The 12,287-nt window shown below is 59.2% G+C and carries 14 protein-coding genes; 2 read left to right on the top strand and 12 right to left on the bottom strand.

Translation table 11 applies throughout. The annotated features are described in order from the left end of the window. Positions 1-45: 45 nt before the first annotated feature. The 11 genes from H4317_RS09010 to H4317_RS09060 form a co-directional block, all read right to left on the bottom strand. The gene (locus H4317_RS09010; protein ID WP_185889786.1) at positions 46-2,025 is read right to left on the bottom strand and encodes an AAA domain-containing protein; all 1,980 of its coding nucleotides are present in this window, start codon (positions 2,023-2,025) and stop codon (positions 46-48) included. Between the two features lie 87 nt (positions 2,026-2,112). Then, the gene (locus tag H4317_RS09015; protein WP_185889787.1) at positions 2,113-2,658 is read right to left on the bottom strand and encodes a hypothetical protein; all 546 of its coding nucleotides are present in this window, start codon (positions 2,656-2,658) and stop codon (positions 2,113-2,115) included. Between the two features lie 141 nt (positions 2,659-2,799). After that, positions 2,800-3,288, bottom strand: a complete 489-nt coding sequence (locus tag H4317_RS09020; protein ID WP_185889788.1) for a cupin domain-containing protein — start codon at positions 3,286-3,288, stop codon at positions 2,800-2,802. 53 nt (positions 3,289-3,341) lie between these two features. Continuing rightward, positions 3,342-3,713, bottom strand: coding sequence for a VOC family protein (locus H4317_RS09025; RefSeq protein WP_185889789.1), 372 nt, complete (start codon positions 3,711-3,713; stop codon positions 3,342-3,344). Between the two features lie 145 nt (positions 3,714-3,858). Continuing rightward, entirely contained in the window at positions 3,859-4,719 is an 861-nt protein-coding gene (locus H4317_RS09030; protein ID WP_185889790.1) for an SDR family oxidoreductase, read from the bottom strand. Between the two features lie 316 nt (positions 4,720-5,035). After that, positions 5,036-5,905: a helix-turn-helix domain-containing protein gene (locus H4317_RS09035; protein ID WP_185889791.1), complete on the bottom strand. Its 870-nt coding sequence runs from the start codon at positions 5,903-5,905 to the stop codon at positions 5,036-5,038. 229 nt (positions 5,906-6,134) lie between these two features. Next, the gene (locus H4317_RS09040) at positions 6,135-6,566 is read right to left on the bottom strand and encodes a DUF1810 domain-containing protein (RefSeq protein ID WP_185889792.1); all 432 of its coding nucleotides are present in this window, start codon (positions 6,564-6,566) and stop codon (positions 6,135-6,137) included. A 223-nt stretch (positions 6,567-6,789) separates the two neighbouring features. Next, entirely contained in the window at positions 6,790-7,149 is a 360-nt protein-coding gene (locus H4317_RS09045) for an Imm51 family immunity protein (protein ID WP_185889793.1), read from the bottom strand. A 32-nt stretch (positions 7,150-7,181) separates the two neighbouring features. Next, positions 7,182-7,871: a 2'-5' RNA ligase family protein gene (locus H4317_RS09050; RefSeq protein ID WP_185889794.1), complete on the bottom strand. Its 690-nt coding sequence runs from the start codon at positions 7,869-7,871 to the stop codon at positions 7,182-7,184. Between the two features lie 19 nt (positions 7,872-7,890). After that, positions 7,891-8,241 carry a hypothetical protein gene (locus H4317_RS09055; protein ID WP_185889795.1) on the bottom strand — a complete coding sequence of 117 codons (351 nt, stop codon included), beginning with the start codon at positions 8,239-8,241 and terminating at the stop codon, positions 7,891-7,893. A 17-nt stretch (positions 8,242-8,258) separates the two neighbouring features. Next, positions 8,259-8,861, bottom strand: a complete 603-nt coding sequence (locus H4317_RS09060) for a hypothetical protein (protein ID WP_185889796.1) — start codon at positions 8,859-8,861, stop codon at positions 8,259-8,261. 56 nt (positions 8,862-8,917) lie between these two features. Here H4317_RS09060 and H4317_RS09065 point away from each other — a divergent pair, with 56 nt between their 5' ends. Next, positions 8,918-9,421: a hypothetical protein gene (locus tag H4317_RS09065; RefSeq protein ID WP_185889797.1), complete on the top strand. Its 504-nt coding sequence runs from the start codon at positions 8,918-8,920 to the stop codon at positions 9,419-9,421. 48 nt (positions 9,422-9,469) lie between these two features. On the opposite strand, the gene H4317_RS09070 is transcribed toward H4317_RS09065, so the two are convergent. After that, positions 9,470-11,770, bottom strand: coding sequence for an efflux RND transporter permease subunit (locus H4317_RS09070; RefSeq protein ID WP_185889798.1), 2,301 nt, complete (start codon positions 11,768-11,770; stop codon positions 9,470-9,472). 173 nt (positions 11,771-11,943) lie between these two features. On the opposite strand from H4317_RS09070, the gene H4317_RS09075 reads away from it, so the two are divergent. After that, on the top strand, positions 11,944-12,183 hold the full coding sequence (locus H4317_RS09075) for a hypothetical protein (protein ID WP_185889799.1): 240 nt from the start codon (positions 11,944-11,946) through the stop codon (positions 12,181-12,183). Positions 12,184-12,287 lie beyond the last annotated feature (104 nt).

The raw sequence follows: 12,287 nt of genomic DNA on the forward strand, positions 1-12,287 counted from the left end.
GCTATTCGAACACGAGTTCCGGATAAAAGCCGGTACCGGAAGGATCTACTGCATTTCCCAGGCCGTGCGGTAGGCCCCGATACTTTCCACGTAGTCCAGAAACGCCTTATAGAACGGGTGCGCGCCCAAGGTGCTGGAGTCGCCGACGAGCAGGAGTTTGCGGCGGGCGCGGGTCATGCCCACGTTCATGCGGCGGATGTCACTCAGGAAGCCGATTTCGCCTTGCGGGTTGCTGCGGGTGAGGCTGATGGCAATGATGTCGCGCTCCTGGCCCTGGAACGAGTCTACGGTGCCCACGCTCAGCATGCGGTGCTCCATGAGGCCCACTAGTTCGTCGTTTTCCTCGATGGCGTCCTTGAGGTAGTTGATCTGGGCGCGGTAGGGCGCAATCACGCCGATGGTGAGCAGGTCGGCTTCGTGGTCGGCCTGGTCGTAGGGTTCCAGCAGTTGCGCCAAGCGCTTGAGTAGTAGGTCGGCTTCCTCGGGGTTGGCTGTGGAGCGGCTTTCCTCGATGGTGATTTCCTGGAAGCCGAAGCCGGCCGTATCCAGAAACTCTACGGCCATATCGGGGGCGAAGCGCAGGTCGTAGTCGGGCAAATCGGCGTGGGCCACGGTGGGCGCGGCCACCAGCTTGCCGTCGTAGAACTGCTGGGAGCTGAACTCCATGATCTGCTCGTGCATGCGGTACTGCACCTGCAGCATGCGGGCCGTGTCGGGCTGGCGGCGGATGCACTTCTCGAACAGCGTTTCGCGCAGTCCGTCGCGGGCCGCCTTCTCGCTTTTCACGGTGGGCGGCAGCTGCTGATGGTCGCCGGCCAGCACCACGCGGTTGGCCTTGGTAATCGGAATCCAGCAGCCCGGCTCCAGCGCCTGGGCGGCCTCATCAATGAAAACGGTTTCGTAGGTGAGGTGGCGGATGGCGCGGTTGCCGGCGCCCACCAGCGTGCACGTAATCACCTGCACCTGCTCCAGCAGATCCTCCATGATGTAGCGCTCCAGCTGGTCTGACTCCTGTAGCAAATCGTGGGCCTGCTGCTTAAGCAACCGGCGCTGCTCACGCTCCTCCCAGCCGAAGTGCTTCTTGAATTTGCCGGCCTGCTCGCGGTACTGCTCGGCGGTCTGGCGCAGGCTGCGTAGCTCGGCGTAGCTTTTGTGCGCCATAATCTGGGCATCTAGCGTGTGCTGCAACAGCAAATCCGACACCCGCGAAGGGTTGCCCATCCGGATGACGTTCACGCCGCGCTCGGCCAGCTTCTCAGTCAGCAAGTCCACGGCTGTATTGCTGGGGGCGCACACCAGTACCCGCCGCTCGCGCCGAATAGTTTCCAGGATGGCCTGCACTAGAGTGGTGGTTTTGCCGGTGCCGGGCGGGCCGTGGATGATGGCCACATCCTGAGCCGCCAGCACGTGGCGCACGGCCGAAAGCTGGCTGTCGTTCAGGGGCGAAGGGTAGTAGAGCGTAGCCTCCAATTCGGGCCGGAAGCGGGCCGGTTTGGCGCCCAGCAGCACGTCGCGCAACTCGGCCAGGCGCGAATCGAAGGCGCCCATTACTTTGCCCAGGGCGTACTCCATCTCGCGGTAGCTCACCTCGTCGAAGGTCAGGTCTACGCCCAGCTTGCCCTCGTCCACCCAGTCGGGCAGGTCCTCTTTGGTGGTGGCCAGCAGGATTTTGTTGCGCTTGACGCTGGTGACTACGCCCGAGAGGGTGGGCCGGTCGGAGCCCGAGCGGCCGGGGATGTTGCCGAACAGCGCCGCGTTTTTGCCCACCTGAAACAGGTGCAGTCCGCTGCCGCCCTGTCGCTCCAGCTCAATGACGAGCTTGCCGCCAAAGCCGATGTCCTCCTTCGTGATTTTGACGGGGTACCAGGTGAGGCCCCGCTTCTGGCGCTCGGCAATGCTGGCCTGGGCGCTCTTGATTTTAAATTGTTCGAGGTCCTCCTGCTGCTCGAGCTTCATGAGGGCCTGCACCTTGCGCAACTCCTTTTCGAGGGCGTAAGGTTCGGTATAGGTAGGTTGTTCAGCCAACTTTGGGGGTTCTTGTTCGAATCGTTGGTAACAACGAAATCGGGGAAAAGGTGGCCGAAGGTCGGGAGGAATTTGGGAATGAAACGGCTATGCGGTGGTGGGCAGTTGCTGAGGCAGCCGGCCCTTCCGGTTGCCTAGTATCTGCAGGATTCCGGTCAGCAAACCCAGCAGGCCACCCACGTAGCCGAAGTTATGAATCGAGCCCACGGTTATGAACGCTGCCTTATCCGTCAGGTTTTCGGGAAGCCACCACGAAACTCCAGCTTGGGCCAAGTACATGCGCCCGTAGAAAAAGCCTACAACGCCCGCTAGCATCGTAAGCAGGAAAGCCGAACGTACTGCCTGCAACGTCACCGCAACGAGCCGGGCCCGCTCCACGAAAATCAGGCCCAGTATGCCGAAGATGACGCCAATGAGTAAGCCAAACCACCAGGTAGCCAGAAAGCCGATGATTGCCACAGTGGGACGATGTCCACCAAACCAGTTAGGCTCAAACCCGAACTGCTCGTATTTGAACTTGGTAAAATACTCCGGTGATATGGTGTACGTGACTTGATCATGTATGATACCATACACACCCGCTAGCAGCGTAATCAGGCACACTAAGCCGATACAGGCTCTGACTTTTTTCATAGTGCCGATAATAATAAAGTAATGGCTAAAGAAGTATTGATTCTGTGTCGTGCTTGGCAAAGCATTTCTATGGAGTCGAATGTGTACCAATTGAAGCGGTAGAGATGCTTCGGCAAGCTCAGCATGACGTCCTCTTGAGTGCTACAATACAGCCTTCGTAAACTGCTCCACCAGTTCCGGACACTGCGGGAACTCCTGAGTCAGCGTGGCTCGTTCGGCCAACTCAAAATCAGCGAAATCGAAGCCAGGAGCCACGGTGCAGCTGACCAGTGCGTAGCCGGCGCGGTGCGATAGGTGGGCCGCAAACCACGTATTGGCCGGCACGACGGCCTGCGGCAACTCACCGTTGGCAAAGTCGGAGCCGAGGGTGATGCGGGTGGGCTGGCCGGGCGTCAGCAGGATGATTTCCAGCGGCTGCCCCTGGTGGAAAAACCACAGCTCGTCGGATTTGATGCGGTGGAAGTGCGACTTGTCCTCGTTTTCGAGCAGGTAGTAAATGGCCGTGCTGGTATTGCGGGTCCGGCCTTCCGCCGTTTCGAGAGTGTCGGCGGCGCGGTAGGTTTCGCGGTAGTAGCCGCCCTCAGGGTGGGGCAGCAGCTCCAGGTCACGGATAATGTCTTGGGCAGTCATGAGCGGGTAGAGGCGGCGAAAGGGGCGAAACAGTTTAGGCTGATGATGGTGGGTTATTTGCTTTGGTTGAACTCCCCAATATGCCAGAGTACACCGGCAGGGTCGTGGATAAAGCCTTGCTTGCCCCAGTCCTCGTGGCGGATGGGCAGCACCCGCACTCCGAGGAAGCGGCCGGGCAAATCCAGAGCCGTTACTTCCTGCCAATAGTGCTCTACGTCGGCCACTTCCAGAAACAACATGGTGTTATCTATCCACTCAGGCACGTAGGCATTCTGCAGGTAGAAACTCACGCCTTCCAGCGTAAACAGGGACATAGCCGGCGACAAGACGATTTCGCTAAAGCCCCAAGCCTGGTAGAAGCTACGCGACACGGTAAAGTCTTTCGCGCCGATAAAGGGGCGAAGGGAGCAGATGTGCAAGGCCATAGTGTCTTGTGGAAGGCGAGAAGCGGCGGAAGAATATGATGCGGGCTACTGGGAAGCAATATGGAGCTTATCGGCCACTTCAATTACGCCCAAACGCCAGCAAGCCCGACACAATGGCCGGGCTTGCTACTTACCTGCTGCCATTTTACAGCTTGAAAATGGTCTTCAGACCCTCCCGTAGTGAAGCCGGTGCGCGGCCCAGCGCGTCCGCTAAATCAGGGCTGACGGTTTCTTCCTGCCCATTCTTGATGTCGGTAAGGAAGCCGCTGATACGTTGGATTACTGCTTCGGGCAGGCCCTGGGCGTGGAGCCGGGCTTCGAAGGCCAGCTGCTCGATAGGCGTGTAGGTCACGGGCCGGCCCGATAGTTCGCTCAGGGCCGCGGCTACGTCGGCGAAGGAGTACGTACCGGCTCCGGTGAAGGTGAAGATGCGGTTGTCGCAGCGGCTGTCGGCCAGTACGTTGGCAATGGCCTCGCCCATTTCCTGACGGAGCGCAAAGGCTACCCGACCCAGCCCAGCCGGCAACTGGATGCCCCGCTCGAATACCTGCGGCCCCACAAACTGCGGCAGCGTATCCATGTACAGAATGTTGCGGAACATGATGTAAGGTAAGCCGCTGGCCCGGATGTAGTCTTCTGTCTCAAAGTGGCGTGCCATCAGCTGATTGGTCAGGCTAGTGGGGTCTTTCAGGGCGCGGCTAGTATAAGCCAGGCACCCTACGCCAGCCTTCTTGGCGGCATCTACCACGTTGTAATGCTGCTGCAGGCCGTCGTCGTTGCCGCCGCCAGATACCAGCAGTACTTTAGCAACGCCCTGCATGGCTTGGTTTAGGGTGGCAGGGTCGTTGTAGTCTCCCACGCGGATTTGCACGCCCTGCGCCTGTAGGGTGGTGGCTTTGGCCTCGTCGCGCACCAGGCCAGCTACTTGGCCGGCGTCGGTTGTTTTCAGAAGCTGCTCAATCACAGCTGACCCAATATGGCCAGTAGCACCCGTTATCAGAATCATACGAGAGGGGAAGTAGGTAAGAAAAAGGGACCCGTACCGACAAGGATTTGTCAGCAGCTGCCTTCCAAAACTGGTAGGAAGCAGGTGCTGCAAAGGTGGCCTGCCCACGGCCCCGTCGCCAGAGCGAAAGGGCGGGAAGGTTAGGCAAAAAGTCGGGAAGGAATAGGGCCGGCAGATAAGTCTTCGGAAAGGCCGTCATGCTTCATCTGCGGTTCGCGCTGCCGAGCCGTCGCTACCTTCAGCTAACCCAATCGTTACAATGACGCGGTAGAAACGCCCCGGCAAGCTCAGTGCGACTGGCCTTGCTATCAACCAGTTATCCTGCTTGCTTGTAGGCTGTAGGCGAGAGGCCGAGGCTGTTACGGAAGAAGCGGCTGAACGCCGACTGGTCGGCGAAGTGCAGCAGGTCGGCGACTTGGGCTACGGTGAGCTGCCCGTTTTGCAGCAGCGCCTTCGCTTCCAGCATCACAGCCTCCTCAATCCACTCGCCAGCGGTTTTGCCGGTTGCTTGCTTCACGGTTTCGGTGAGGTGCTTGGGCGTGATGCACAGGCGGCCGGCATAGAACTGCACGCTCCGTTCGGTGGTGCAGTGTGCATTTACCAAATGCTTAAACTCGGCCGTGACCTGTTGGCTGCGGGTTTGGGTAGCTTGCAGCGCCGCGCGTTGCTGGTCATAAAGGCCCACCACTTCATACAGCAGGCTGTTGATGAGGCTTTTGATTACCTGGTGGCGGTAGGGGTGCGGGGCCTGAAACTTCTGCTGCAACAGCCGCATCGACGCCGTGATGCTGTCCGCCTCGGCCGTCGTAAGCGGCAATACGTGCCGGGTCGCGTTTTCCAGAAACTGAAAGTTGTCGACGGGAATGTGGTTGCGGGTGGTAATAAACTCGGGCGTGAAGAAAACCGACAGGCTGTCGTGGTCAGGTGAGAAGGACGTCCACTCTTTGATGATGTGGGGCGTGATGAGCATCAGGCTGCCGGGCTCGATGCGGTAGGTTTCCAAATTCGCCTTGAGTTCCGCCGTGCCGCGCAGGCAAATCCCGATTTTGTAGTAGTTGCCCCGGTACGGTACGCCCAGCGGCGGGCCGGCTGAATGCGTATGCTCGTCCAGAAAGAATACCTCCACTGGCTCCTGCTCGGGGCGGGCGAAACTCTGCAGCCGGTAAGTAGGAATCAGGTTGCTCATGGATGGCTTGGGAATATATAGGCCTCTGGGCCAGACTGATTAGCGAGTCAGTAGGTAAAGAAATATAGCCGCCGGATTCAGCTACCGGTTTGGTTAAGCCCTTGTTTTTTCTGTAGCAGGGGCGTATACTTTCTCCCGAAGTCCTGCTAAAAACGGCGCGCTGAGCGAATGATTGCCGTGCTTCTCAGCGCCCTTTAACCCAGCTAGTGCCCTAGTTTACGGCGCTATGCTACGGGTTCTGGCGCAAAATCTGCAGCGTTTTGGCGTCCGATTCGTTGCCGAAATACATAGTCAGCACCTGCTGGAACACCGGGCTGGCGCCCTCCAAAGCTGCAAACAACGTCATCGACGACTTTAGCTTCACGTCATCAGGGCTACCCATCACGCGGGTGGCGTCATGGCTGTTTAGTGCCAGCAGGGCTGCGCTGATTTCCGCCAACCGCGCCCCCAGCACTGGATGTTGCAGAAACGCTTCCGCCTCTTGCTGGCTCCGGATGGCGTAAAACCGGGACGTTTCGCTGAAGCCAAGCCCCTGAATCTGAGGGAATATGTACCACATCCAATGACTGCGTTTGCGCCCCGCCCGGATTTCGGCCAGGGCCGTGGCATAGTCGTGCTGCTGGGCATCGAGGAAGCGCTGTAGGTTGGGCTGCTGGGGCATTGTAGCGAGATAAGTTATCAAGTAAGTATCCGTCAGATACTGCTGATATACGTAGCGGCTGCGCTATCAGTCACTGTTGGGAGCCACCGAAAGGAATGGCTACACCAGCAATTTGCCATCCTGTATAACTGCTGCTACGCCCCTTCAAAACCGGGCAAGTGTGCAGCCGAAGCAGGGAGTGTTATTTCTGAGGCATTGTGATGGTGCTGCCAAAGCTCGCTCCTTACTCAAAAAAGTCGTCTGGGTCGGTTTGGCTTAGGTACTTGTTCAGGCTGCCCAGGTCGCCGAAAATAGGCTGAATAAGGGCCAGGAATTGTTCGGTGGCACCGGGGCCGTCGGTGTACGCTCCGAAAACTTCGCCCTGGCCCAGCAGCTCCACGTGGTCGAGGAGAGCGGGGGCGTGTTCTTCCAGAATGGTTTCAATATGCTCGGCCCAACTGGCTCCGCTGCCACTGAAGCCGTATTTCTCGAACACGTTGTAATAGTCGTCCATGTTGGAGAGGTTCACCAGCAGGCGCTGCTGGCGGCCGGGCGTGGCCTGGTCTTCGAGGTCGGAAACCTGAAACGGATAAGTGGTAGACATGGGCAGGAAATAACAAGGTGGCAGCAAGGTAGTCAGGGCCGGCCCAACGGGTACGTTCCCAGCAACACAGTAGTGCGGGCACGCTGGTACCAGTCGTTGAACACCAGTTCCACCGCATCTACCGCAAACGTGCCGATAAACTGCTCCTGATACTGGGCCAGCCGGGCTACCAGCATCGGCGCATCGGTGAGCGGGCGCGTGAAACGGATTACGGTGGAATGGGCCGTGTGAATACTGTACCGTGTATCAATGGACTGTTGCAGCCTGGAGGCCCGAAAAAAAGTCCGGGTGGCCTCTCGCAGCTCCTCCAGGCCCTCATCTTCCGGAAAGCCCTGCACCATAATCCCGCCGGGCGAAGCTGTTAGTCCCTCGTAGCGAATCCGGAAGGGCTGCGCCAGCCGGGTAATATCCTGCAAGGCACGCCGGTATGGGGCCGGGTCAATCTGCGCCAGGGTGAAGCCTGGGTAGCAGGAAATGAGGGAGAGAATGGTGAGGTGGATATCGGAAGCGGGGTAGTAGTACTGCGCGGGCTCCAGGTGCCGGAAATCGGCTAGTATGGCTTCGATGACCGTCGTGATGGAGGCCGGGGGCCGGGCCAGCAGCGTGAGGCCCCGCCGGTCGTCCTGCGGCGAGTGGAGCAGCAGGTCCGGGTCGGCCCCTTCGTGCAGCAGCCGGTGCATGGTGGCCTCCCGCATGGCCGCGTAATGTTCGGACAGGTTCATGGTAGCTAAAACCGAGGCTTTATACCGGAAATTCCGCGCTGCACTGGGGGCACTGGTGCAGCACTGTACCCGCGTAATACAGCCGCCGCCACCACGCCGGCCGGGCCAGCGGCGCAGCCCCCTCGGCCCGGCACCGGGGGCATCGTACGGCTTTTGGTGCGGCGCGCTGCTGCTCAAAGGCTTCTACTAGGGCCAGGGCCAGCGGCACGTCGGCTTCCTCAATCAGCAGCTGGTAAAACATACCGTCGCCAAACGGGAAGGAGGGCGGCCCGCAGGTTTTTACCAGCGCATCTACCTCGGCTTCCCGGAGCTGCTGGTACAACGCCACCGCCTCGGTGTAGGTCAGGAACTGAGCGGCGGGCGTGAGCATGACAAGTGGTTGACAGACTATTTCCGCCGCTTAACCGGAGCCGTGCTGAGGCGGCTGCGCAGCTTTAATACATAAAACAGCAGGCCCGCGCACACTACAGCCAGCCCCGCCACCAGCAGCTCGCGGCTGGTGCGGGCCTGGGTAGCTTCGGTGGCGGTAGCCTGGAGGTCCTGCAGCTTCTTTTCGCGCTGCTTGTCGCGCTCCTGCAGGTTGCTGATTTGGTTTTCGAGGTCGTGGAAACGCTCCCGGGTGCTGCTCTGGTCGGTCTGCGCGACGGTAATCTGCTGCTTGGCCTGCTGGTTTTCGGCCACCACAGCGGCGGTTTTGCGCAGGGTGCCGGCCTGTACGGCGCGTACAATTTCAGTGTCTTTGCGAATGATACCCTTCAGGGCATCCACCACTTCCTGCAGGTCTTTTTTGCTGGGCTTGTTGCCGAACAAGCTGTTGCGCTGGGTGTTGGCTGCTTCATATTGTTGCACCATCAGCTGGCGCTCCTGAATCAGGCGGGGCAATGGGTCGGTGGGAGCAGTAGCTAGGGCAGGCGTTTGGGCAAAGGCCGAGCAGGCGAGCAGCACTAGGCTGGCAGTCAGGGGCAGGCGAAAAAAGCGGGAGAGAAGCAAGGCAAAAAAGCTGGTCAGTGAAAGGATATAAATGGCAAATAGTGTATCTCGGAGCTATGAAACGAGTATTCTATCCCTTAAGTCTATGCGCGGTGCTGATGATGACTTCCTGCAAGACCGCCAAAACTGCTACCGGCACCGATGCTAAGCCAAACATCACCGGCTCTATCAATCTTCCGCAAAGTTACTATGACAATGCGCGCCACACTCTAGCCCCGGCTTCTGGAGTAGCTGTAGCCACTGATCCGGAGTATGGCGTAACGCAGAAGAAGCCCGTTTGTGTGGGCGGAAAAATTGATTCGATGACGGATTCGGGTGTCCGTAACCAACAGCGCTACCTAAACGCCCTGCGCGGCCCTGGTGGCGAAGAAATCAGCTACCGGCGGCGCGGCAGCTGCTGTGCCTTCAAAACGCCCAATGGGATTATTGACGGAATGGGCATGCTGGATGTGTACGAAATAACCTGGGCCGGCAGCCCCAAACCCATGCTGGTCTACCTCAATTTCTACGACGACGGCCCGCTGCTGGCTCCGGTGGGCCTGACGCTTGCTAAACCATAATTAGGAACAAGTCAGCCCACAAAGCAGCGGGCCCACTTTTGTATACTTCTACGCCTCCAGCAGCGGCACCGGCTGCCGGATTTCCTTGGGCCGGTGCCGATAGAAAGCCAGAATCAGAATCGGGAGCAAAGTCAGCTCGGCTACCACCCCAAACAGCAGCGTCAGGCCGATGAGCAGGCCCACATAGAACGTGCCGTCGAAGGAGGAAAAGATGAGCGTCGAAAAGCCGCCGACCAGAATCAACGACGTGACGATAACGGCTTTGCCGGCCATCAGGTAGGTTTTGCGCACCGCCTTGAACAGGCTTTTTTCCTTGAGCAGCACCAGCTTCAGCTTGCTGATGAAGTGGATTGTATCATCGACTGCAATGCCGAACGCAATAGTGAAAATGATGCTGGTGCTCACCTTCATGCTCACGCCGGCCGCACCCATCACGCCGGCCACAATCAGGATGGGCACTAGATTCGGGATGAGCACTACCAGCGTCATGCGCAGGCTGCGGAACAGCGCCAGCACAATCAGCGCGACCATCAGAATGTCGATGCTCATGCCCGTAATCATGTTGCGGGTGAGCGTTTCGTTGTTTTTGTCGATAAGGTTGGCCGAGCCGGTGAGACGGGTCTGCAGCACCGTGCTGTCCACGGAAGTGCGCAGAAACCGCCGCAAATCGGCGTTCAGCGCATCGGCCCGGATGCTGCCCACGTCGGGCATGCGGCCCGTCAGGCGGCCTTCCGTGCCATCGGGCAACGCCAGCGCCCGAAACTCCGGCTTCTTGCGAAACAGCTTCACCTTGCGCGTAAGGCGGGCCAGCTCAGTTTCCGAATCGGGGAGGCGGTACTCTTCCAGCAGGCCGCCGTTCAGGGCCTTGCGCACCGATTTGATGATGGTGACGGGCGAGGCCACGAAGTTCAGACCGTACGTTTTCTGCAGATAGCCTTCGATTTTCTCGGTTTGGCGCAGCACGTCCAGGTCATAGATGCTGCGGCCGGCTGCGGGTTTCAGGTCCAGCTCAAAGGGCCGCACACCCGCGAAATTCCGCTCAAAAAACACGAAATCCAGCTTTACCGGGTCGTTTTTAGACAGGTCATCGAGCAGGGCCGAGTTGATGCGGATGCGTGAGGCCGAGGCCACCGACAGCACCAGTACCAGCCCGCTGATGGCCACCACCCAGTGCCGCCGCGCCAGCACCATCCGGAACAGGCGCCCCAGCACGCCGTCCCAGCTGTGGCCGGTTTCGCGCGGAATGCGCAGCTGGGGTTTGCGAAGCAGCAACAGCATGGCCGGCAGCAGCGTGAAGCTGAGCGCAAACGTGAGCAGCACCGCAATGCCCGTAAACAGCCCGAAGTTGTAAATTGGGCGGATGGTGCTGGTCATCAGCGTGAAGAAGCCGATGCTGGTCGTCAGCGCCGACAGCCCCGAGCCGAAGCCCGATTCCTTCAGCGCAATCAGCAGGGAGTCTTTTTTGCTGGCTCCGTAGCCCAGCTCTGTGACGTAGCGCGTGATGATGTGGATGGTATCGGACATGCCCACTACGAACAGCATCACTGGCAGCAGGGCCGTCATCAGGTCAATGCTCACCCCGAAAGCCGACATCACGCCCAGGCCCCACAATATGGAGCCCAGCACCACCACCAGCGGCAGCACCACGCCCCACCACGTCCGGAACGTGAGCCACAGCAGCCCCGTCACGAGTACCACCGAAAGGCTCATAAACACGGCCAGTTCCACTTGCAGCCGATCCACGAACACCGACTGGGCCACCATTTTGCCGGCCATGTGGTACTCGTTTTCCGCGAAGCCCTGCCGCTGCAGCTCGGTACGTACAGCTGTCAGCAGCGAGTCGCCGGGTGGTTTGCTGAGGTTGGGCGAGGTCTGAAACAGGATGGTGGCCGCCCGCGCATCCCGCGAAATCAGGTTGCCGACGAGACCCGGCGTGCGAAACACCAGCGCCGAATCTGTAGCGCGCCGCGCCGGCTCCTGCGGGTGCAGATACGGCACATTGAACACGCCCAGGCCTTCGACTACCGGGTTGGTGGCGTTGGTGGGCGACGATACCTGCGTGACATGCCGCCGGCCCTGGATAAAACGGGTGAGCGAATCGACGCGGGTTAGGAATCGGGGCTCGAAAACCGTCTGGCCAGCCGGTGCTTCCAGGCCCAGCAGCACGTAGTCGTTGTCGTTGCCGAAGCGCCCGGAGTACGCCATGTAGTAGTCCAGGTCCGGGTCGCCGGCGGGGTAGAAGTCGTTGAAGTTGTAGTTGAAACGCAGCTGCGCCACAAAAAACACGGCCAGAGCCGACAGGAGCCCAAGGGCCAGGAGGGTAAAGTGCGCGAGACGTCGGAGGGGCATAAAGGAATGATGGCGGCCACCAAGGGCCGATGCTGGTGCGGCCGGAAGGCCAAGAGAAGTTTCGGGCCGGCAGCGGCCGAAACTTCTGTTACATTTCTTACCTTAGGGGGCGGCGCCAAGCCAACCGCCATTTTCCCGCTTTTGTTTCCTCCAGTTTCATCTTCTTCCTTCTCATGAAAAACGCCCTGCTCGCCCTCGCTCTGTTTGCCTTTGTTGGTTCTGCCTCTGCCCATGAGGGCGACAAAACTGTCAAGAAAGGCAAGTCAAAAGAAGCTTGCTCTACCGAAATGAAAGCCAGCTGCGCCAAGGAAGGCAACACGGCCAGCACGCCTTCGTGCTGCATGAAGAAAGGCGCCAAAACTGCTGCTACTACACCCGCTCCGGCTGCTGCCCCGGCCGTGAAGACGATGTAAGAAAAACGCCAGCATTGTAAAAAGCCCTGCCCTCAAAAGCAGGGCTTTTTTGTGATTATTAAACTATAAGCATACATTTAAAAGACAACGTGAAAACTTAATAA

This window comes from Hymenobacter sediminicola (assembly GCF_014250515.1).
Lineage (GTDB): Bacteria > Bacteroidota > Bacteroidia > Cytophagales > Hymenobacteraceae > Hymenobacter > Hymenobacter sediminicola.

What these genes read in the sequence shown, in the direction of transcription:
- H4317_RS09015 (WP_185889787.1), bottom strand. Translation starts at nt 2,658, where the DNA reads ATGAAAAAAGTCAGAGCCTGTATCGGCTTAGTGTGCCTGATTACGCTG.
- H4317_RS09020 (WP_185889788.1), bottom strand. Translation starts at nt 3,288, where the DNA reads ATGACTGCCCAAGACATTATCCGTGACCTGGAGCTGCTGCCCCACCCT.
- H4317_RS09025 (WP_185889789.1), bottom strand. Translation starts at nt 3,713, where the DNA reads ATGGCCTTGCACATCTGCTCCCTTCGCCCCTTTATCGGCGCGAAAGAC.
- H4317_RS09030 (WP_185889790.1), bottom strand. Translation starts at nt 4,719, where the DNA reads ATGATTCTGATAACGGGTGCTACTGGCCATATTGGGTCAGCTGTGATT.
- H4317_RS09035 (WP_185889791.1), bottom strand. Translation starts at nt 5,905, where the DNA reads ATGAGCAACCTGATTCCTACTTACCGGCTGCAGAGTTTCGCCCGCCCC.
- H4317_RS09040 (WP_185889792.1), bottom strand. Translation starts at nt 6,566, where the DNA reads ATGCCCCAGCAGCCCAACCTACAGCGCTTCCTCGATGCCCAGCAGCAC.
- H4317_RS09045 (WP_185889793.1), bottom strand. Translation starts at nt 7,149, where the DNA reads ATGTCTACCACTTATCCGTTTCAGGTTTCCGACCTCGAAGACCAGGCC.
- H4317_RS09050 (WP_185889794.1), bottom strand. Translation starts at nt 7,871, where the DNA reads ATGAACCTGTCCGAACATTACGCGGCCATGCGGGAGGCCACCATGCAC.
- H4317_RS09055 (WP_185889795.1), bottom strand. Translation starts at nt 8,241, where the DNA reads ATGCTCACGCCCGCCGCTCAGTTCCTGACCTACACCGAGGCGGTGGCG.
- H4317_RS09065 (WP_185889797.1), top strand. Translation starts at nt 8,918, where the DNA reads ATGAAACGAGTATTCTATCCCTTAAGTCTATGCGCGGTGCTGATGATG.
- H4317_RS09070 (WP_185889798.1), bottom strand. Translation starts at nt 11,770, where the DNA reads ATGCCCCTCCGACGTCTCGCGCACTTTACCCTCCTGGCCCTTGGGCTC.
- H4317_RS09075 (WP_185889799.1), top strand. Translation starts at nt 11,944, where the DNA reads ATGAAAAACGCCCTGCTCGCCCTCGCTCTGTTTGCCTTTGTTGGTTCT.